Source organism: Streptomyces prunicolor NBRC 13075 (assembly GCF_000367365.1).
Lineage (GTDB): Bacteria > Actinomycetota > Actinomycetes > Streptomycetales > Streptomycetaceae > Streptomyces > Streptomyces prunicolor.
The window spans coordinates 33,093-51,721 of sequence record NZ_BARF01000102.1 but is presented as its reverse complement, the minus strand read 5'-3'; the positions used below and the strand labels follow the sequence as shown (position 1 = coordinate 51,721).

Here is an 18,629-nt window from a genome sequence, read left to right as displayed (position 1 = left end):
ACTCCCTCCCGTCGGGCCGCGCCCCCTTCCGGCCGTTTGATTCTGCCACGGCCGGACCAATACGGTCAGCGACGCCTCAGTACCAGTCCGGACACGGCACCCACCGCGGCCGTCCCCGCCAGCGCGAACACGCACGCCAAAAGCGCCTTCGCAGAGGTATACGCCCCCGGGGCCCCAAGTGACTCAAGCCGGTTCAAGAACAGTGTGCCGAAAACCGCGACCCCGATCAGCTGACCCAGCTGCGCGACCGTGGACAGCAGCCCGCTGGCGTCCGCCGCGTCCTCGGGCCGCACGGTCGCCAGGGCCCGGGTCAGCGTCGGACTGAAGGCGAGCGCGAGCCCGGCCCCCACGCCGACGTACGCCACGTACAGTACGGCCCCGCCGCGGTCGCCGCCTTCGAACGCCAGGCCGACTCCCACGACGGCCGGCACCGTGATCACGAAGCCGAGCGGGGTCAGCGCCCGCTGCCAGGCCGCCGGCCACCTCCGCCAGGTCAGTCCGACCGCCCCGAAAACGACCGCGGTCGGCGCGAAGGTGAGACCGGCGCGCAGCGCGCTGAAGCCGAGGCCGCCCTGGACGTGCAGGGTGAGCGCGAACAGGAAACCGGCGTTGATGGCCATGACTGCCAGGATCCGGAAGACGGCGAGACCCATGCCCGGGTGACGCAGCACACGCGGTGCGATCAGCGGAGCTCCACCGCGCCGGGCGAGCCGGGACTCGTACACGCAGAACGCGGCGAAAAGCACCGCCGACGCGATCAGCGACAGCCACGACCACAGCGGCCAGCCCTCCTCCTGCCCCAGCACCAGCGGCACCGTCAGCAGCGAGACGGCCGAGGCGAGCAGCACAAGACCCGGCACGTCGAAGGCCCGTGCGCGCTCCGGCTCCGCCCCGGCGTCCCTCGGCAGCACGCGCCTGCCGAGGAACAGGAGTACGACGCCCACGGGCACGTTGACGAGGAACACCGGCCGCCAGCTCGTACCGAACAGGTCAGCGCTGACGAGGACACCGCCCAGGATCTGTCCGGCCGCGGCGCCGACGGCGATGACCGCCGAGTAGACGCCGAGCGCCCGCATCCGGGCCTCGCCGACGAAGTGCCGCTGGATCAGGCTGAGCACCTGGGGGATCATCAGCGCCGAGCCGGAGCCCTGGATCAGGCGGAACACGATCAGCTCGGTCGAGCCCTGGGCCAGCCCGCAGGCGAGCGAGGCGGCGGTGAACAGGGCGAGCCCGGCGAGGTGGACCCGGGCGTGACCGAGCCGGTCGCCGAGCCGGGCGCCGGTGATCAGCAGCACCGAGTACGTGATGGTGTATCCGGCGATCACGAGCTGCAAGTCGGCGCCGGACGCGTGGAGTTCGGTGCCGATGGTGGGGGCGGCGACGTTCACGATGAACACGTCGAGCAGCGCCATGAACAGGGCCGCGAGCAGCACGGCGAGCATCGGCCCACGGCGATTGTCAGTGCCAGGGTCTTTACTGGTGGCAGGAGTTGGAGCGGGGGCGGAATCCGGTTCCGTCCGGGGTGATGTCGTCATGCGGTCGAGCGTGAGGGCGCTCCGGTACGGGTGCCGAGAGCCCGCTGATGCTGGTACTGGCAGCACCTGGCAGGGACCGGGTCGGGCGTCGAACATGGGGGATGTGACGATGGGGATGGGGACGACACAGCGCCGCCGGCCCGAGCTGGCCGCGTTTCTGCGCAGCAGGCGCGCCCGGGTGACACCGCACGACGTCGGCATGCCGCCGGGCTTTCGACGGCGTACGCCGGGGCTGCGCCGCGAGGAGGTCGCGCAGCTCTCCGGAGTGGGCGTCACCTGGTACACGTGGCTCGAACAGGGGCGCCCGATCAACGCGTCGGCGCAGGTCCTGGATGCCGTGGCGCGCACGCTCCGGCTCGACGCGCCGGAGCGCGAGCATCTGTATCACCTGGCCGAGGTGCCGTACGCGCATCCGCCGGAAGTGATCGCGCGGTCCGTGGGGCCGGAGATCCAGGGCATCCTCGACGCCCTGGAGCCACGCCCGGCGGTGGTCTACAACTCGCGGTACGACATCCTCGCCACCAACTCCCCCTACCGGACGGTGTTCTGGCCGGAGCCACTGCCGTCTGGCCCGATGCCGAACGTGTTGTGGAAGCTGTTCACGGTGCCGGAGGAGGAGTGTCCGCTGCTGTACCGGGAGAGGGAGCTGCCGGTGATGGTGGCGACGTTGCGCTCGGCCTACGGGGTGCATACCGGCGAGCCCGTCTGGGAGGAGTTCATACGCGGGCTGTCCGCGTCGAGTCCGCTCTTCGCGCGACTGTGGAAGAGCGGGGACGTGGCGGAGCCGGGGCGGCGGGTGAAGACGTTCCGGCACGAGGAGGTGGGCGAGATGCGGATGACCTCGGTGTCGTTGTCGGTCAACGGCATGCCGGAGTGCCGGATCGTGGTCTACACCCCGGCCGACGAGGAGACTCGGCTCCGCGCGGAGGCGCTGACAGCGACGAAAAAATCCCACCCCTGAAAGGGATGGGATTTCATCGATTCGATCGTGGACGACTCTCGATCCTTGACAACTCAAGAGTGTCGATCTGTGGAGCTAAGGAGAATTGAACTCCTGACCTCCTGCATGCCATGCAGGCGCTCTACCAACTGAGCTATAGCCCCTTGCGTTCTTCCCGCTCGGCGGGGCGAACAAGAAGAACTTTAGCCTGCGACCTGCCGGAAAGTGAAATCCGGGGTCGGGGCCCTGGAGGGCCGCTCAGTCGTCGTCGCCGAGCACCGGTTCCGGGAGCGTGCCGGCGTTGTGTTCCAGCAGGCGCCAGCCGCGGGCGCCCTCGCCGAGCACGGACCAGCAGCAGTTGGAGAGGCCGCCGAGACTCTCCCAGTGCTGGGACTCCAGACCGAGGAGACGTCCGATGGTGGTGCGGATCGTGCCGCCGTGGCTGACCACCACGAGGGTGCCGTCCTCGGGCAGCTTCTCGGCGTGCCGCAGCACGACGGGAGCGGCCCGGTCGGCGACCTCGCTCTCCAGCTCGCCGCCGCCGCGGCGCACCGGCTCCCCGCGCTTCCACGCGGCGTACTCCTCGCCGTGGCGGGCGATGATCTCCCGGTGCGTCAGCCCCTGCCAGACGCCCGCGTAGGTCTCCCGCAGGCCCTCGTCGTGCGTGACGTCGAGGTCGGTGAGGGCGGCCAGCTCGGCGGCCGTGTTCGCCGCCCGCTTCAGGTCGGAGGCGACGATCGCGTCCGGCTTGAGGGAGGCCAGCAGCCGGGCGGCCCGGCGGGCCTGTCCGATGCCGGTCTCGGTGAGCTCGACGTCCGTGGTGCCCTGGAAGCGGCGCTCCACGTTCCACGCGGTCTGCCCGTGCCGCCACAGGATGACGCGGCGGCCCCGGCCCGCCTTGCGGCCGTCGGCCCCGGCGCTCACCGCACCTCCCCGAACTCGGAGGCGTCCTCCTCGGCCTGCAGCTTGGCATGCTCGGCAGCCTTGCCGCGGGTGGCCTTCGCCTCGACGGGGAGGTCCAGCTCGGGGCAGTCCTTCCACAGCCGCTCCAGGGCGTAGAAGACGCGCTCCTCGCTGTGCTGGACGTGGACGACGATGTCGACGTAGTCGAGCAGGATCCAGCGGGCGTCACGGTCGCCCTCGCGGCGCACCGGCTTGGCGCCGAGCTCCTTGCTCAGCCGCTCCTCGATCTCGTCGACGATCGACTTGACCTGACGGTCGTTGGGAGCGGAGGCCAGCAGGAAGGCGTCCGTGATCGACAGCACATCGCTGACGTCGTAGGCGATGATGTCGTGCGCGAGCTTGTCGGCGGCCGCCTGGGCGGCGGCGGAGATGAGCTCGATGGAGCGGTCAGTGGCGGTCACTACGCGGCTTTCGGTCGGCGGTCAACAGACCTCAAGGGTCTCACGGACCGCGGACGGCCCCCCACGTGAATAACGGATCATGCCCCGGAGGCCGGTAGGGACACCGGCTCCGGCCTCCGGGGCATGCTCTCCGTCACGACCACACCGCTACGACGGCACGGCTACGGCGTCACGAGGACGACGACGGCTTGTAGTCGGTGCCCAGGATCACCGAGACGTCCGCGTTCGCCGAGACTGTGCCCTTGATCACGGTACTGGTGGGCAGGCCCAGGGTCTTGGCGACCTCGGTGGCGTTCTCCTTGTCGGCCGCGTCGGAGTACGTGATCTTGGACGTGGCCGAGGTTCCGGACGGCGTGCCGGCCTCCAGGAAGGTGAAGCCGCCGTTGAGGAGGACGACGCGGGCCTTCTCGGTGTCGTCCTTGACGCCGGTGGCGTTCTGGACGGCGACCCGGACCGCCGAACCCTCGTCGGGGCTCTTCGCGGTGCCGCCCAGGATGTCCTTGACGACGCTGGCGGAGGCCTGCGCGGTCAGGGTGCCGTCGTTCTGGACGGGCAGCAGGGCGGTCTTGTAGTCGCCGCTCTTGGCGAGGTCGGCGAGCTTGGCGAGGAAGGTGCCGAGGTCCTTGTCGGTGAGCGGCGGATCCAGGATCTGGGCCAGGGTCTGCACGGTGGTGGTCGCCGCCGTCGGGTCGGAGGTCAGCTGGCGCAGCACGCCCTGCATGACCTGGCCGAATCGCTCCAGCTGGGCGTTCTGGGCCTCACCGGAGGCGCGGTAGGTGGCGTAGGCGACGGCCATCTTGCCGCTGAGGGTCTGGTCCTTGCCCTTGTGGACGAGGGGCGCGGCGTTCTTCTTCGTCGCGGCCGGGTCGGGCACGTCGGCGTTGGTGTCGAGGTCGATGTTGCCGACGAGGTCGACCAGGTTCTGCAGGTAGGGGGTGTCGAGGCGCCAGGTGCCCTCGATGTCGGTGCCGAGGACGGTGTTGAGCTGGTCGACGGTCCCGGAGGTGCCGTCGTCGTCGACCGACTTGGCCAGCGTCGTCGTGTTGCCGTCGTCGTCCGTGAGGGCCAGGGAATTGGGCAGCAGCACGGTGGTGCCCTGCTTCAGGGTGGTGTTGTCGACGAGCAGCACCGAGGAGGTGCCGCCCTTCGAGGTGTTGTGCAGGTGGACGACGATCACGTCGCGGTTCTGGGCACCCGCGGCCGTGGTGGTGCCCGTCTTCGAGGCGGACGAGGACACTCCGGGGAGCTTCCCGGCGTACCAGAGGTAGCCGACACCGCCGGACGCGACCAGCGCGAGGACCACGACGAGGGCGACCATACGGCCGCGGGCACGGCGCTTGGCCTCCTCGCGGCGCTCGGTGCGGTTCTCGGTGAAGTTCAGCCAGTCGATGACGTCCTCGGAGTCGTCGGTCGGCTCCTCCACGAAGGCGAACTGCTCGGTGCGGTAGTCCCGTTCACCCGTCTCCGGGGTCTTCGGGGCTTCGGCTTCCGTGTCCTCGGCCGGCCCGGCCTGTTGCGGGATGTAGGCGGTCTGCTCGGCGACCCGGGGCTGCTGTCCGCTGCTCGCGGTCTGCCCGTAGGGGTCGTAGGCCGTCGTCGTCCCGGTGGCGTACGGGTCGTAGCCGGACTGGGGCGCCTGTTGGCCGGTGTCGTAGGGCTGCTGGGTGCCCGTGTCGTACTGGGGCGGCTGCTGCTGGGTGCCGGTCGCGTACGGGTCGTAGGCGTAGCCCTGTTGCTGCTGCCCGTACGGGTCGTACGGCTGCTGCTGCGGGGGCTGTTGGGTCTGCTGGGCCGGGACCTGCCGGTAGACAGGCTGGTTGTACTCGTCGTAGCCGACGAGTTCGTACTGGTCGCCGCCGTACCCGGCGTCGTATCGGTCGTTCACCGGTGCCCCTCTCGGCTCACTCGCCGCGGTACAGCTCACGCTTGTCGATATAGCGCACGACTCCGTCGGGCACCAGGTACCAGACGGGGTCTCCCTTCGCGACTCTCGCACGGCAGTCTGTTGAGGAGATGGCCAGCGCGGGAACCTCGATCAGCGAGACGCCGCCCTCCGGGAGGCCCGGGTCGGTCAGCGTGTGGCCGGGGCGGGTGACCCCGATGAAGTGCGCGAGGGAGAACAGCTCCTCCGCGTCCCGCCAGGTAAGGATCGCGCCGAGGGCGTCGGCGCCTGTGATGAAGAAGAGGTCCGCGTCCGGGTTGAGCGCCCGCAGGTCGCGCAGGGTGTCCGTGGTGTAGGTGGGGCCGCCGCGGTCGATGTCGATACGGCTCACCGAGAACTGGGGGTTCTCGGCGGTCGCGATGACCGTCATCAGGTAGCGGTCCTCGGCCAGCGCGACCTTGCGGTCGGTCTTCTGCCACGGCTGACCGGTCGGGACGAAGATCACCTCGTCCAGGTGGAACTGCGCGGCGACCTCACTGGCCGCCACGAGGTGCCCGTGGTGGATCGGGTCGAACGTTCCGCCCATGACGCCGAGACGGCGCTTGCCGGGGTTCGACGGGCCGTTGTTGCGCGGGCCGTTCGCCATTCGGATCTCCGTGCCGCGCGTCGTGTCGTTCGCCGGACCGGTAGGCATGTCCTGCTCTCCCATGCGTGCAGACCCTACCGGCCCGGTGTGAAGGCCCCGAGACCCGTCCGGCGGACAGAAGGGACAGACCCTAGCGGTCCCGGTTGAAGCGGGTGGTGATCCACAGCAGGAGCATGAGGAGGAGGAACGCGCCGCCACCAGTGATGATCGGCTGGAGGCTCTCGTGGTTGCCCCCGCCCTCCCCCTCGGCGGCAAGAGTGACCAACTGGGCAGCAGTGCCGTGGAAGCTCATCTTCAGCAGAACCTATCCGGTGGGCGGGATAAAGACGTCGGCCCATGGTAAGCGGGCGCCCCGGCGGCGATCACGCCGACTCCGCCATTGGGAACGCGACATGGGCGTCGGCAGGGAACTCGACGGGCGTCTCAGTCGTCCTTCTGTTTGTACCCGCGCAGCAGGAACCACGCGGTCAGGATGCAGCCGAGGAACATGACGATCAGTACGACCTTGAGCAGGTCCCCCGATCCTTGCCGGGGGGCGGCGTTCGCGGCCTCTGCGAGCCAGGCGGCTGCGGAATGGGGCTCCATGCGTTGACTCCTTCGCTGTACTGCCCGTCAACGGTATCTCCGCCTAGGCTGGGCTCTGCTTCGGGGGCACTCAGGGCACTCACACGCACATGGGGGACCACATGTCCGAAGACGGCCACGAGCAGAACGCGCACGAGAACGTGCCGAGCAGGCAGCGCAGGCGCTTCCCGGGGATCTCCTCGCGTGCGTACGAGCACCCGGCCGACCGCTCCGCCCTGGTGGCGCTGCGCAAGCTGACCGGGTTCGACACGGTGTTCAAGGCGCTCAGCGGGCTGCTGCCCGAGCGCAGTCTGCGGCTGCTGTTCCTGTCCGACTCGGTGCGCGTGTCGGACCAGCAGTTCGCGCACCTCAACGACATGCTGCGGGACGCCTGTTACATCCTGGACCTGGAGAAGGTCCCACCGATGTACGTCACCCAGGACCCGCAGCCCAACGCGATGTGCATCGGGCTGGACGAGCCGATCATCGTCGTCACCACCGGCCTGGTCGAGCTGCTCGACGAGGAGGAGATGCGGGCGGTCGTCGGCCACGAGGTGGGCCACGCGCTGTCCGGCCACTCCGTGTACCGCACGATCCTGCTGTTCCTGACCAACCTGGCCCTGAAGGTCGCCTGGATCCCGCTGGGCAACCTCGCGATCCTGGCGATCGTGACGGCGCTGCGCGAGTGGTTCCGCAAGTCGGAGCTGTCCGCCGACCGCGCGGGTCTGCTGGTCGGCCAGGACCTGCGGGCCTCAATGCGCGGCCTGATGAAGATCGCGGGCGGCAACCACCTGCACGAGATGAACGTGGACGCCTTCCTCAAGCAGGCCGAGGAGTTCGAGTCGGGCGGTGACCTGCGCGACTCGGTGCTGAAGATCCTGAACGTGCTGCCCCGCTCCCACCCGTTCACCACCGTGCGGGCGGCCGAGCTGAAGAAGTGGGCCGCGTCCCGCGAGTACCAGCGGATCATGGACGGGCACTACCCGCGGCGCAGCGAGGACAAGGACACCTCGGTCTCGGACTCGTTCCGCGAGTCGGCGGCGAGCTACGCGAGCAACGTCAAGAACTCCAAGGACCCGCTGATGAAGCTGGTCAGCGACTTCGCCGGCGGCGCGGGCGACCTCGGCGGCCGGGTGCGGCGCGGCTTCGGCGGCTTCGCGAGCTCGACCCCGCAGGACGGACCGCCGTCGGACTCGGCCAACGGCACGGAGCAGCCGCCGACGGACGACACCCCGCCGCGCGACTGAGGACCGACCTCGCTCATCCATCACGCTACGGGGGCCGTGCACGGCCACTACCGTGCACGGCCCCCGGCGTGGAAATTCAGGAAACTCACACCTTCGGCTGCGCGCTCGTCGCCAGTGAGCCGCACAGTGCCGTCGCGCTGCCCGTCGCGTACGGGTCCGTGCCGGCCGGGCCGCCCGCCTTGGCGGTCTGGCCGGCGAGCAGGGGGCGCAGATGGGTCACGGAGTCCTCGGCGCAGGACAGCGGCCCGGCCTGGACGTAGGAGACGACGAGCTGGGCCTGGTGCATGCGCAGGTCGTCGCGGTCGAAGCGGAAGTGCAGTTCGCGGCGGACGGTGAACAGGGACACCTGGGCCTGGCCGCCGGAGCCGACCGAGGCCGCCGAACCGGTGGACCGTAGGGCGTAGACGAAGGTTCCGTCGGCGGTGACTTCCAGGGTGGACGAGTCGATCTCGGTGGCTTGCAGGGTGCCCTGGACGCGGATCTTGCTGTCGGCCAGCTGGACGCGGGAGGGGTCGAAGCGAACCAGCCATCCGGTGGGCTCGTGGCGGCCGTCGGCGGTCGGGTGCTCGAAGCTCTGGTCGAACTGGTCGAGCTGGTCCGGGTCGACGAGGACGCGCGCGGGGCGGATCTGTCCGCCGGTGAGGACGGCCGGGTAGAGCGAGGACTCCACGATGTAGTCCTTGGCGGTGCTGAGGGCGGCGATGACCTGGCTGTCCGAGAAGTGCGAGGTGCGCCGCGCGGCCGGCAGCGGTAGGCCCTCGGCGCCGACGCTGAACTGCGCGGCGGGGCTGTGCGCGTAGAGGTCCTCGGCGTCGGCCGCCCCCGGCACCTTGCCCTGGGGGGACAGCGGGATGACGGTCATCCGCAGCGGCTCGGCGGGCTGCTGGGCCGTGGGGGTCGTGTAGGGGTGCCGTACGCCCATGTAGATCGCGGTGCCGAAGGCGACGGCGATCAGCATGACCAGGATCAGGGCCTGGCGGGAGAGACCGCGGCGCAGGGCCGGGCGGCGGCGGACGGCGGGGGCGTGGTCGGCCATGCGCTCCTGCGCGGAGAACTCCTGGAGCCGGGCAGCGCGGACGAACGACTCGTCGAAGACGACGGATCGGTACTCGTCCTCACCACCACCGGGAGCGCCCTCGGGCATCCCCTCGGGTGGGTCTCCTGGACCGCCCATACTTTCAGAGTAGGTCTCTGGAGCCTCAGGTAAACGCCCTGCTACACGACAAGTTCTGACAGGTTCTCACCCAGGGCCTGTCCGGCGGGTCGTGGCTCGCTCAGGGCGTGCGCGGGACCGCGGACAGCGGTGGCTGGGAGTTGTCGGCGGAAGCGGAGGGTGCCGCCGCCGTCGCCTGCTCCACGCCGGTGGAGGCCGGGGGCGGGACGCGGTCCCGGCCGCCCGAGGACGCGCCGCGGTAGACCGCCGAGAAAGCCAGGGCGACCATGCCGATGCCCATCACGAGGGCGAGCAGCCAGGCGACGGGGCGGTGCCAGCGGACCTGCCTGCCGTAGGTGCCCGGGGCGCCGTAGCGGCCCTCGACGAGATCGGCGTCGTCCAGGTCGTCGAGTTCCGGATCATGGCCGAATTCACGGCCGTAGGCGTCCTCGAAGGGGTCGTCGTCGCCCCGTGCGCGTCTGCCGTACTGGGCGCGGCGGGATTCGGCCTCGGAGGCCTCCGCTCTCGCCTGCGCGGCGGCAAGGAGGCGCTCGACCGCGGTCGGCTCGTGTACTACGGCCGCCCGTATGAAGGCCTCGTCAAAGACCACGGATGCGAACTCTTCGTCCGACATTCCGCGGTCGTGGTCGTCGTCGGGCTCCCAGCCGTCAGGAAACGGCCTGCCCCCCACGTCCTCCGGCACCTCTCCAGAGTAGACCTGGGGGGTCAATTTGGGCAGGCGGTAGGGAAATTCATCCGTTGTGTGAGACGTCTCTCCCCCGACGAGGCGTTATGCCCACCGCATATGCCGAACGGCGGGGCCTCAGCGGCGGATGTGCCCGTCGCCCGTGACGATGTACTTGGTGCTCGTCAGCTCCGGCAGGCCCATCGGGCCCCGTGCGTGCAGCTTCTGGGTGGAGATGCCGATCTCCGCGCCGAAGCCGAACTGGCTGCCGTCCGTGAAGCGCGTGGAGGCGTTGACGGCGACGGTGGTGGAGTCGACCAGCTGGGTGAAGCGGCGGGCGGCCTGCTGGGAGCTGGTGACGATCGCCTCGGTGTGGCCGGAGCTCCACAGCCGGATGTGCTGGACGGCCTTGTCGAGCGAGTCGACGACGGCGGCGGCGATGTCGTAGGAGAGGTACTCGGTGTCCCAGTCCTCCGGGGTGGCCTCGACGACCGTGGCCTCGGAGTCCTTGGCGTAGGCGAGCACGCGCTCGTCGGCGTGCACGGTGACGCCGGCCTCGGCGAGGGCGTCCAGGGCGCGCGGCAGGAACTCGGGGGCGATGTCCTGGTGGACGAGGAGGGTCTCGGCGGCGTTGCAGACGCTGGGCCGCTGGGCCTTGGAGTTGATCAGGATGTCGATCGCCATGTCGAGGTCGGCGTCGGCGTCGACGTAGACGTGGCAGTTGCCGACGCCGGTCTCGATCACGGGGACGGTCGACTCGCTGACGACGGTCTGGATCAGGGAGGCGCCGCCGCGGGGGATCAGCACGTCGACGAGACCCCGGGCGCGCATCAGTTCGCGGACGCTCTCGCGGTTCTCGCCGGGCACCAACTGCACGGCGTCGGCGGGCAGTCCGGCGCCGCCGACGGCGTCGCGGATGACGCGCACGAGGGCGGTGTTGGACTCGTAGGCGGAGGCGGAGCCGCGCAGGAGGACCGCGTTGCCGGACTTGAGGCACAACGCGGCGGCGTCCACGGTGACGTTCGGGCGGGCCTCGTAGATGATGCCGACGACGCCGAGGGGGACGCGGACCTGGCGCAGGTCGATGCCGTTCGGGAGGGTCGAGCCGCGGACGACCTCGCCGACCGGGTCGGGCAGCGCGACGACGTCCCGTACGTCCGAGGCGATGGCCCGTACGCGCTCGGGCGTGAGCGTCAGCCGGTCGATGACCGTCTCGCTGGTGCCGGCGGCGCGGGCCTTGGCGATGTCCCTGGCGTTGGCCTCGACGATCTCGCTCGTACGGACCTCCAGCGCGTCCGCGATGGCGAGCAGCGCGTCGTCCTTCTCGGCGCGCGGCAGCGGCGCGAGGTCGGCGGCGGCGGACTTGGCGCGGTACGCGGCCTGCGTGACCGGGGACAGGGAGTCGTACGGCGAGAGCGTGGTCATGAGGGAAGGGTAGTGCGCCCTGCGGGGGCGTCCACCGGCTATCCCAAAGCGCGAGACAAGCGCGGAAGGCGCCGAGGACGGCTCAAAAAAGACCCTGCGGGTCTTAGAACGGGTGTACGCCCACCGGGGTCGCGGGCAGCGGGCCGTAGCCCTCGGAGATGCGCTGGTGGTAGGTCTCGCGGTCGATGACCTCCAGGCCGACGATCTCCCACGGCGGCAGCTTGGCGGTCTGGCGGTGCTCGCCCCACAGGCGCAGCGCGACGGCGGCGGCGTCGTGCAGGTCGCGGGCCTCTTCCCAGTAGCGGATCTCCGCGTGGTCGTTGGCGTAGCGGCTGGTCAGCAGAAAGGGGTGGTCGTGGGCGAGCTGTTCCAGACCGCGCCGCACCTCCTTCAGCGGGGCCTCGCCGCCGGAGACGCTGAGGGTGACATGCCACAGCCGGGGCAGGTCCTTGGGTTCCTCGCCCTCGTACCGGGCGCCGGCCGCGACGCTCGTCAGCGTGCGCTCCTCGCCGGGCGCGCGGGAGGTGGCACCACCGCGGGACGCCGCCGCCCCAGGGCGCACTCGTCTCACGACGGCCTCCTTACGCAAGGGGCGAGCTGCAGTGCTCGCGCGGAATTTGTCCCTGGGACAAAGTTGAGCAGGCCGAAGGCGTCCGCGTGGCGCTTTTACGGAAGGTCCACCTCACGGCTGTCGCCGGGGACGGGCGTTCCCGCCCTTTTCGACCCGGAGGGCCCGGAAGCGCCCCCGAAGGAGGCGGACGTTCGGTCGTTCTACGGCTGCAGGACCACCAGGTGTCCTACGGGTGCAGGATCACCAGGTCGTCCCTGTGCACGACTTCCCTCTCGTACGACGGTCCCAGCTCCCGCGCCAGTTCCCTGGTGGAGCGGCCGAGCAGCTGGGGGATCTCCTTGGCGTCGAAGTTGACGAGACCCCGGGCGACCGCGTGCCCTTCACTGTCCCGGAGTTCGACGGGGTCGCCCGCGCTGAACTCGCCCTCGACGGCGGCGATTCCGGCCGGCAGCAGTGACATGCGGCGCTGTACGACCGCGCGTACGGCACCGTCGTCGAGGGTCAACGAGCCCTGGGGCGTGGACGCGTGCTGCAGCCAGAGCAGCCGGTCGGCGGACCGCTTCCCGGTGGCGTGGAAGTACGTCCCCGTGTCGCCGCCGCTCAGCGCGTCGGTGGCGTGCACCGCGCTGGTCAGTACGACGGGGATGCCCGCGGCGGCGGCGATCCGCGCGGCCTCGACCTTGGTGACCATGCCGCCGGTGCCGACGCCGGCCTTGCCCGCGCTGCCGATCTCGACGTGCGCGAGGTCCTGCGGTCCCCGGACTTCCGCTATCCGCGAGGTGCCCGGCTTGCTGGGGTCGCCGTCGTAGACGCCGTCGATGTCGGAGAGGAGGACCAACAGGTCGGCGTGGACGAGGTGGGCGACGAGGGCGGCGAGCCGGTCGTTGTCGCCGAAGCGGATCTCGTCCGTGGCGACGGTGTCGTTCTCGTTGACGATCGGGAGGGCACCCATGGCGAGGAGTTTGTCGAGGGTGCGGGAGGCGTTGCGGTGGTGGGAGCGGCGGCTCATGTCGTCGGAGGTGAGCAGGACCTGTCCGACGCGGATGCTGTACCGGGCGAAGGAGGCGGTGTAGCGGGCGACCAGGAGTCCCTGGCCCACACTGGCGGCGGCCTGCTGCCGGGCGAGGTCCTTGGGGCGGCGGCGGAGTCCGAGCGGGGCGAGGCCGGCGGCGATGGCACCGGAGGAGACGAGGACAACCTCTTTCTCTCCCCCGCTGCGGCTCTTGGCGAGGACGTCGACGAGTGCGTCGACGCGGTCGGCGTCGAGGCCGCCGGCCGCGGTGGTCAGTGAGGAGGAACCCACCTTGACGACGATCCTGCGGGCCTCGGTCACGGCCTGCCTTGCCCCTGCCACGTGCGCGTTCCCCTCGGGTAGGTCAGGCTGGCAATCTACGCGAACCGGGTTGCCCTGTGCACGTTGGTCCAGGTCTCGGACAGGAGGGTTGAGTTCCGGGTGCGAGTGCGTCGTGGCTGGTCGCGCCCACGCGGCGGAGCCGCATATCGACACAGCCCCGCGCCCCTAAAAGACACCGGCCGGCCTGCGCTTTTAAGGGGCGCGGGGAACTGCGCGACCAGCCCCCACCGGGCCGCACTGTGAACTCAAGCGGCTCTCAGCACCCGTCGCGCCTTCCGCGTCACCCGCCGCAGGAACACGCTCGCCGCCCCTTCCCGGTAGCCCTCCACCTCACGAGCCTCGCGAGGTTCGGCCAGGTAGATGGAGTCAGGCAGCCCCGCCTCCCCAGTGCGGAAGTGCGGATACGCCAAGTACACCCGCCGCCCCCGCTTCTCCACCACCGCATCGGGGCGCTTCTTCGACTTGACGAACTCGGCCACCTCCAGCAGGAGTTCAGGGCGCTCCTCCGCCACCAACTGCAGTCGCAGCCGCTCGTCGACCTTGAGGCGTACGGCCACCTCGGGCGTCCAGTGCGCGTCCATCAGCGGCTTGGCCAGCTCGAACTTGTGGCGCCGTACCCGCTCGCTGTCCCCCACGTACTTCGGGCCGAACTGCGGGAGCAGGGTGACCAGGAAGGGGCGGACCATCAGCTTGTCCCGCTCCACCCCCGGCGGGACCATCTCCGCGATGAGGTTCATCAACGCGCGCGCGGAGTCGAAGCGCAGGGTGTAACTCCCGCTCTTCGTCACGTGTTTGCCGTCGTCTCGGCCGACCAGGTAGTAGCAGGTGTGGTCGGCGATGACGGAGACCCCGTCGGCCCGGAGATACGCCTCCATCGTGAACAGCGCGTCCTCGCCGGTGAACAGCGACTCGTCGAACCGCATGCTGTGCCGCTCCAACAGCGCCCGCCGGAACAGCTTCTGGGCGCTCAGCGTGAACTTGATGTTGGAGTGGAAGACGTCGGTGCGCTCCAGTGTCTGGACCCACGCCGCCTTGGGCGGGACGCGGTTGATGCCCTCGACCTTGCCGAGCACCACGTCCGTGCCGTTGCGGTCGGCCATCGCGACCATGCGCTCCAGCGCCTCCGGGGCGAGCCGGTCGTCGGCGTCCAGGAAGAAGACGTAGCGCCCGCTCGCCTTGCCGAGGCCGACGTTGCGCGGGGAGCTGGGGCCGCCGGAGTTCGCCTGGTGGAGCACGGTGACGTGGGTCGCGGCGCGGGCCGCGAACTCCTCCAGGTACTCCCCCGTGCCGTCCGTCGAACCGTCGTCCACGGCGATGACCTCGATGCGGGCCGGGTCCAGCGTCTGCGCCTCGACCGAGCGCAGGCACTCGACCAGGTACGGCATCGCCTCGTACGCCCCGACGACCACGGTCACATCGGGCTCCGTCACGGTCACGCGTCCCCCTTCGTCCATGGAGTGTTCCCCCCGCATCTGCTGAAGCGCCATCTGGAAGACGGCCGACCCTGTGGATCGGTTGTGCTCCATCAGCAGGGGATACGCAAAAGAGCCCGGTTTTCGAGGATCACTCCCCAAAAACCGGGCTCTTCTTGACCAAGTTCTGACTCGCGCGGGTCAGCCGACCGTGGGGTCCGCCGACAGATGGGCCTCGGCCGAAGGCGGACTCATCGCGTCACCGCTCGCCGCCGCCCGCTCCTGCCCGACGTTCCGCGTCTCGGACTTGAGCGCGAGGTTCTCCACCGCGGTGTTGAACTGCTCGATGGATGTGGGCTCGTCGGGACCGAGCAGGTACTCCTTGAGTTCCTTGCGGTCCTCGGCCATCGGGTCGGCGTCCGGGGTGCGGACCGCCGCGAGCAACTCGCCCAGTTCCGTAGCCTTGTTGGAGAGGATCACGGCCGCGCGCACCGCCGTGTTCTGCCGCTTGAACTCCTCCACGCCCAGCTTCGCCGAGTCGGTGACCGCGTACGGCTTGCCGCTCGCGATGAAGTCGGAGACCACGCTGGAGATGTCGGAGACCATCGCGTCGGACACGTTGAAGCAGTCGTACAGGCGCGGCTCGGCACCCGAGATGACGCGGTGCTCGAAGGTGCCGACGGAGGTCCAGTACGCGTCGTTCCACTCGGCGCGCAGCCGGGCGATCTCCTCGTACTTGGCCAGGTCGACCACGCCGTCACGGGTCAGCTCGGCCTCGTCGCCCTTGTCGGCGGGGCCGCCGGACAGTTCGCTGATCCGGGCCTCGATGCGGGCCAGGTCGGCCTTGGCCTTGGTCCGGGCAGCCGTGTCGGCCTGGAAGCGCGGGTCGCTCGCGCGCTCGATCGCGGCCTTCTCGACCAGCGCGGTGACCTTGCGGTGCGCGGAACCGGCCGCGGAGCTGACCGTGCCGGTGAAGGGGTGCGGCTTGTACAGCACGCGCACCGGCGGGTCGGCCTTGAGCAGCTTCTTCACGATGTTCTCGCCGGCCAGCAGGAGGGAGGTGTTGCCGGGGTCGTTGTCCCAGCCCTCCCAGGTCGGCGCGTAGAGCACCGTGGGGATACGGCCCTCGGGGACGCCCTGCCAGGTCTGGATCGGGGCGAGTTGGGGGCGGCCGACCTCGACGATGTCGTCGTCGCGGACACCGACGTCGGCGATGGCGTAGCGGTCGCGGCCCGCGCGGCCGGCGGTCCACACCTCGTCGTAGACCTTGCTGAAGGGGTTGACGCTGGCCAGCTTGTCGCTGTCGCCGTGGCCGATGAAGACGTGCTTCATGGTGGGGACGCGCAGCAGGTGGATGTTCTTGCCGACGTTCGCCGCGTACAGCGCGACGCGCACGCTCGACAGGTCCATGTTCATCAGGTGCACACCGCCGGGCACGCAGATGACGGGGGCCTTGGTGGGGGCGAGGTTCTGCAGTATCACGCGCTCGCGGAGCAGGACCAGCGGCCGGGTGTCCAGCTGCTCCATGGTCTCCAGCCACATGTTGACCTGGTACGCCGAGTCCTTGGAGCCGGAGAAGCAGAGCACCGTCTGCGGCTTGTACTCGTGCAGCCAGTCGTCGACGGCTTCGAGAATGACCTCGGGCGTCGGCGGGATCTTCGTACCCCTTATGTACGGCAGCAGCGCGACGACGTAGAGGGTGCCCAGGAACAGGGTGACGCCGATGCCGATGAAGGCGGCGACGGCCGAGTCCAGCTGTGCGGAGATCAGCAGGCCCACGACGGCGAACAGGTCGAGGTGGAGCATCTTCTCGGCGGAGCGCTCCAGCAGGCCGAACGGCGGGGCGTCCGGGATGTTGATGCGTGCGCCGAGGTCGACGTTGCGGGTGGCGACCGGCATCCGGCGGCGGTTGCGGATCAGGGTGACGACGGCGCCGTGCGGGGCCTGGAGGCCGTAGAAGGCGATGAAGCAGGCGATCGCGCCGTAGAAGATCAGGTGGTCCGAGAGGTCCATGCGGGCCAGCAGCAGGATCAGCAGCAGCTGGCGGATCAGGAAGCGGATGGAGAGGCCCGCTCTGACCTTGCTGAGGCGGTTGATCAGGTAGCTGGCCTGGCGGTGGAGGTAGTGGTCCGCGACGTACGTCACGACGGTCGCGGCGGCGAAGGCGGGGACGCTCGGGATGAGGGCGGCCAGCATGAGGGCCGGGTATCCCAGCATCATCAGGGCGGCGGCGGCCAGCTCAGCCGCGCTGCCCACCCGGGCCACGCGAATTGCGGTGGAAATCACTGATAAACCTGCTCTTGGGGGTTTCGAGTAATTTACCGGGATCTCAGAAGCAGGCTTAATTAAACGCCGTCCTGGACGTCCAGGACCGAGGCGAGGGCGGCCTCGAAGCCGGACGCCTTGGCCGCGCCGGCCGTCGGGTCCTGCTGGCGGACATCGATGACGTGGCCGGTCAGCTCGGACAGCAGCACGTCGAGCGAGGTACGGGCCACGGCCTCGGAGGAGAGCAGCGTGCCGGTGGGCTCCTGGCCGAAGGCCTTGGTGCGCATCGGGGTGGCGGTGCGCTCCGGGTTGATGCAGTTCACGCGGATGCCGTCGCCGGCCCACTCGTCCGCCAGGGCCTGCGTGAGATTGACCATCGCGGCCTTGGTCGAGGAGTACAGGCTGTACTCGGCGCGGCCGCGCGTGTAGCTGCTGGAGGTGTAGAGCAGCAGCTGGCCCTTGGTCTCGGCGAGGTACTTGTACGCGGAACGGGCGATCTGCACGGGCGCCAGGTAGTTGACCTTCAGCGCCTCCTCGATCGTCGCGTTGTCCGTCTCGGCCAGCTTGCCGATGCGCAGCACGCCCGCGGTGTTGATGACGTAGTCGATGCGCCCGGTCTCGCCGTACGCCTTGGACAGCGCGTCGTCGACCTCCTCGGGGTTCTCGACGTGCGTGCCAGTGGTCGAGCGGCCCAGCGCGTACACCGTGGCGCCGTAGCCCTCGGCGACCTCGGCGATGTCCTTGCCGATGCCGTACGAGCCGCCGAAGACGACCAGCGTCTTGCCGGTGAGCAGCTCGCGGTAGGCGGCCTCGTCGACCTGCTCGGGCGCGGCCGTGGAGGCGAGCTGGAAGAGCTTGTCGGCGATGAAGACGTCGACGGGCTGGGTGACCTTCATGTTGTACTCGTCGCCCGCGACGACGTGGATCGGCACGTCCGGCAGGTACTTGAGTACGACCGAACAGTCGTCCGTGGCCTGGAAGTTGGGGTCCCCGGCGGCGACCTCGTAGGCGCGGCGGATCGTGGACAGCTTGAACGCCTGGGGCGTCTGGCCGCGGCGCAGCCGGGAGCGGTCGGGGATCTCGGTGATGAACTCGCCGTCGTCGCCGTGCGTGCGGGTCACGATGATGGTGTCGGCGGACGGGATGGCCACGTCGACGGCCTGGAAGCGCTCCAGGGCGATCACGCAGTCGTCGATCACGCGCCGCGAGAGCAGGGGGCGCACGGCGTCGTGGAAGAGGACGTTGCGGTCCTCGCCCTCGGCCAGGCCCTCACCGAGCGCGGCGATGGCGCGCTCGGTGGTCTCGTTCCGCGTCGAACCGCCCTCGATGATCCGGGTGACCTTCTGGAAGCCGGCCTTGGCGACGATCTTCTCGATGTCCGGGACGTAACCCGGCGCCATCAGGACGATGATGTCGTCGATCGAGTCGGCGTTCTCGAAGGTGGTCAAGGTGTGCTCGATGACTGCCTTGCCGGCGATCTTCAGCAGCTGCTTGGGGATCGAGAGACCCACCCGCTGGCCGGTACCGCCGGCCAGGATCACTGCGGTGGTGCGGGGCTTGGCTATGTGCGACACAGGTGACCTTGA

General features: G+C 69.8%; 17 protein-coding genes and 1 tRNA gene. 2 read left to right on the top strand and 16 right to left on the bottom strand.

The features are described 5' to 3' along the window. Positions 1-65 precede the first annotated feature (65 nt). Positions 66-1,442 carry an MFS transporter gene (locus tag SPR02S_RS43145; RefSeq protein ID WP_019063264.1) on the bottom strand — a complete coding sequence of 459 codons (1,377 nt, stop codon included), beginning with the start codon at positions 1,440-1,442 and terminating at the stop codon, positions 66-68. A 208-nt stretch (positions 1,443-1,650) separates the two neighbouring features. Between SPR02S_RS43145 and SPR02S_RS43140 the strand changes: the two genes are divergently transcribed. Further along, the gene (locus SPR02S_RS43140) at positions 1,651-2,496 is read left to right on the top strand and encodes a helix-turn-helix transcriptional regulator (protein ID WP_020684273.1); all 846 of its coding nucleotides are present in this window, start codon (positions 1,651-1,653) and stop codon (positions 2,494-2,496) included. A gap of 70 nt (positions 2,497-2,566) precedes the next feature. On the opposite strand, the gene SPR02S_RS43135 is transcribed toward SPR02S_RS43140, so the two are convergent. From SPR02S_RS43135 to SPR02S_RS64165, 7 genes are all read right to left on the bottom strand, one after another. Next, a tRNA-Ala gene (locus SPR02S_RS43135) sits at positions 2,567-2,639 on the bottom strand. Between the two features lie 94 nt (positions 2,640-2,733). Then, complete coding sequence (locus SPR02S_RS43130; RefSeq protein WP_019063262.1) at positions 2,734-3,399, bottom strand: histidine phosphatase family protein; 666 nt, start codon at positions 3,397-3,399, stop codon at positions 2,734-2,736. Next, positions 3,396-3,839: a ribosome silencing factor gene (gene rsfS, locus SPR02S_RS43125; RefSeq protein ID WP_019063261.1), complete on the bottom strand. Its 444-nt coding sequence runs from the start codon at positions 3,837-3,839 to the stop codon at positions 3,396-3,398. The genes SPR02S_RS43130 and rsfS overlap by 4 nt, the downstream gene beginning before the upstream one ends. A gap of 169 nt (positions 3,840-4,008) precedes the next feature. Then, entirely contained in the window at positions 4,009-5,724 is a 1,716-nt protein-coding gene (locus SPR02S_RS43120) for an LCP family protein (RefSeq protein ID WP_019063260.1), read from the bottom strand. A gap of 16 nt (positions 5,725-5,740) precedes the next feature. Further along, positions 5,741-6,430, bottom strand: coding sequence for a nicotinate-nucleotide adenylyltransferase (gene nadD / locus SPR02S_RS43115; RefSeq protein ID WP_026151393.1), 690 nt, complete (start codon positions 6,428-6,430; stop codon positions 5,741-5,743). Positions 6,431-6,497: 67 nt separating this feature from the next. Next, positions 6,498-6,659: a hypothetical protein gene (locus SPR02S_RS64170; RefSeq protein ID WP_019063258.1), complete on the bottom strand. Its 162-nt coding sequence runs from the start codon at positions 6,657-6,659 to the stop codon at positions 6,498-6,500. Positions 6,660-6,790: 131 nt separating this feature from the next. After that, on the bottom strand, positions 6,791-6,952 hold the full coding sequence (locus SPR02S_RS64165; protein ID WP_019063257.1) for a hypothetical protein: 162 nt from the start codon (positions 6,950-6,952) through the stop codon (positions 6,791-6,793). 101 nt (positions 6,953-7,053) lie between these two features. On the opposite strand from SPR02S_RS64165, the gene SPR02S_RS43100 reads away from it, so the two are divergent. Continuing rightward, positions 7,054-8,178, top strand: a complete 1,125-nt coding sequence (locus tag SPR02S_RS43100; protein WP_019063256.1) for a M48 family metallopeptidase — start codon at positions 7,054-7,056, stop codon at positions 8,176-8,178. An 85-nt stretch (positions 8,179-8,263) separates the two neighbouring features. Here SPR02S_RS43100 and SPR02S_RS43095 read toward each other — a convergent pair whose 3' ends face one another. The 8 genes from SPR02S_RS43095 to SPR02S_RS43060 all read right to left on the bottom strand — a co-directional run bounded on the left by SPR02S_RS43095 (position 8,264) and on the right by SPR02S_RS43060 (position 18,617). Beyond that, positions 8,264-9,352 (bottom strand): SCO2583 family membrane protein, encoded by a 1,089-nt coding sequence (locus SPR02S_RS43095; RefSeq protein ID WP_026151392.1) that lies wholly within the window; start codon positions 9,350-9,352, stop codon positions 8,264-8,266. 100 nt (positions 9,353-9,452) lie between these two features. Further along, positions 9,453-10,034, bottom strand: coding sequence for an SCO2584 family spore wall biosynthesis protein (locus tag SPR02S_RS43090; RefSeq protein ID WP_019063254.1), 582 nt, complete (start codon positions 10,032-10,034; stop codon positions 9,453-9,455). 120 nt (positions 10,035-10,154) lie between these two features. Further along, on the bottom strand, positions 10,155-11,441 hold the full coding sequence (locus SPR02S_RS43085) for a glutamate-5-semialdehyde dehydrogenase (protein WP_019063253.1): 1,287 nt from the start codon (positions 11,439-11,441) through the stop codon (positions 10,155-10,157). 103 nt (positions 11,442-11,544) lie between these two features. Continuing rightward, positions 11,545-12,003, bottom strand: coding sequence for a DUF8830 family protein (locus tag SPR02S_RS43080; RefSeq protein ID WP_019063252.1), 459 nt, complete (start codon positions 12,001-12,003; stop codon positions 11,545-11,547). Positions 12,004-12,238: 235 nt separating this feature from the next. Further along, entirely contained in the window at positions 12,239-13,345 is a 1,107-nt protein-coding gene (gene proB, locus SPR02S_RS43075) for a glutamate 5-kinase (protein WP_019063251.1), read from the bottom strand. A 266-nt stretch (positions 13,346-13,611) separates the two neighbouring features. Next, positions 13,612-14,802 carry a glycosyltransferase family 2 protein gene (locus tag SPR02S_RS43070; protein WP_026151391.1) on the bottom strand — a complete coding sequence of 397 codons (1,191 nt, stop codon included), beginning with the start codon at positions 14,800-14,802 and terminating at the stop codon, positions 13,612-13,614. Between the two features lie 177 nt (positions 14,803-14,979). Continuing rightward, positions 14,980-17,064 carry a CDP-glycerol glycerophosphotransferase family protein gene (locus SPR02S_RS43065; protein ID WP_026151390.1) on the bottom strand — a complete coding sequence of 695 codons (2,085 nt, stop codon included), beginning with the start codon at positions 17,062-17,064 and terminating at the stop codon, positions 14,980-14,982. Between the two features lie 59 nt (positions 17,065-17,123). Then, the gene (locus SPR02S_RS43060) at positions 17,124-18,617 is read right to left on the bottom strand and encodes a bifunctional cytidylyltransferase/SDR family oxidoreductase (protein ID WP_019063248.1); all 1,494 of its coding nucleotides are present in this window, start codon (positions 18,615-18,617) and stop codon (positions 17,124-17,126) included. Between the last annotated feature and the right edge of the window lie 12 nt (positions 18,618-18,629).

What these genes read in the sequence shown, in the direction of transcription:
- SPR02S_RS43145 (WP_019063264.1), bottom strand. Translation starts at nt 1,442, where the DNA reads ATGCTCGCCGTGCTGCTCGCGGCCCTGTTCATGGCGCTGCTCGACGTG.
- SPR02S_RS43140 (WP_020684273.1), top strand. Translation starts at nt 1,651, where the DNA reads ATGGGGACGACACAGCGCCGCCGGCCCGAGCTGGCCGCGTTTCTGCGC.
- nadD (WP_026151393.1), bottom strand. Translation starts at nt 6,430, where the DNA reads ATGGGAGAGCAGGACATGCCTACCGGTCCGGCGAACGACACGACGCGC.
- SPR02S_RS64170 (WP_019063258.1), bottom strand. Translation starts at nt 6,659, where the DNA reads ATGAGCTTCCACGGCACTGCTGCCCAGTTGGTCACTCTTGCCGCCGAG.
- SPR02S_RS64165 (WP_019063257.1), bottom strand. Translation starts at nt 6,952, where the DNA reads ATGGAGCCCCATTCCGCAGCCGCCTGGCTCGCAGAGGCCGCGAACGCC.
- SPR02S_RS43100 (WP_019063256.1), top strand. Translation starts at nt 7,054, where the DNA reads ATGTCCGAAGACGGCCACGAGCAGAACGCGCACGAGAACGTGCCGAGC.
- SPR02S_RS43095 (WP_026151392.1), bottom strand. Translation starts at nt 9,352, where the DNA reads ATGGGCGGTCCAGGAGACCCACCCGAGGGGATGCCCGAGGGCGCTCCC.
- SPR02S_RS43085 (WP_019063253.1), bottom strand. Translation starts at nt 11,441, where the DNA reads ATGACCACGCTCTCGCCGTACGACTCCCTGTCCCCGGTCACGCAGGCC.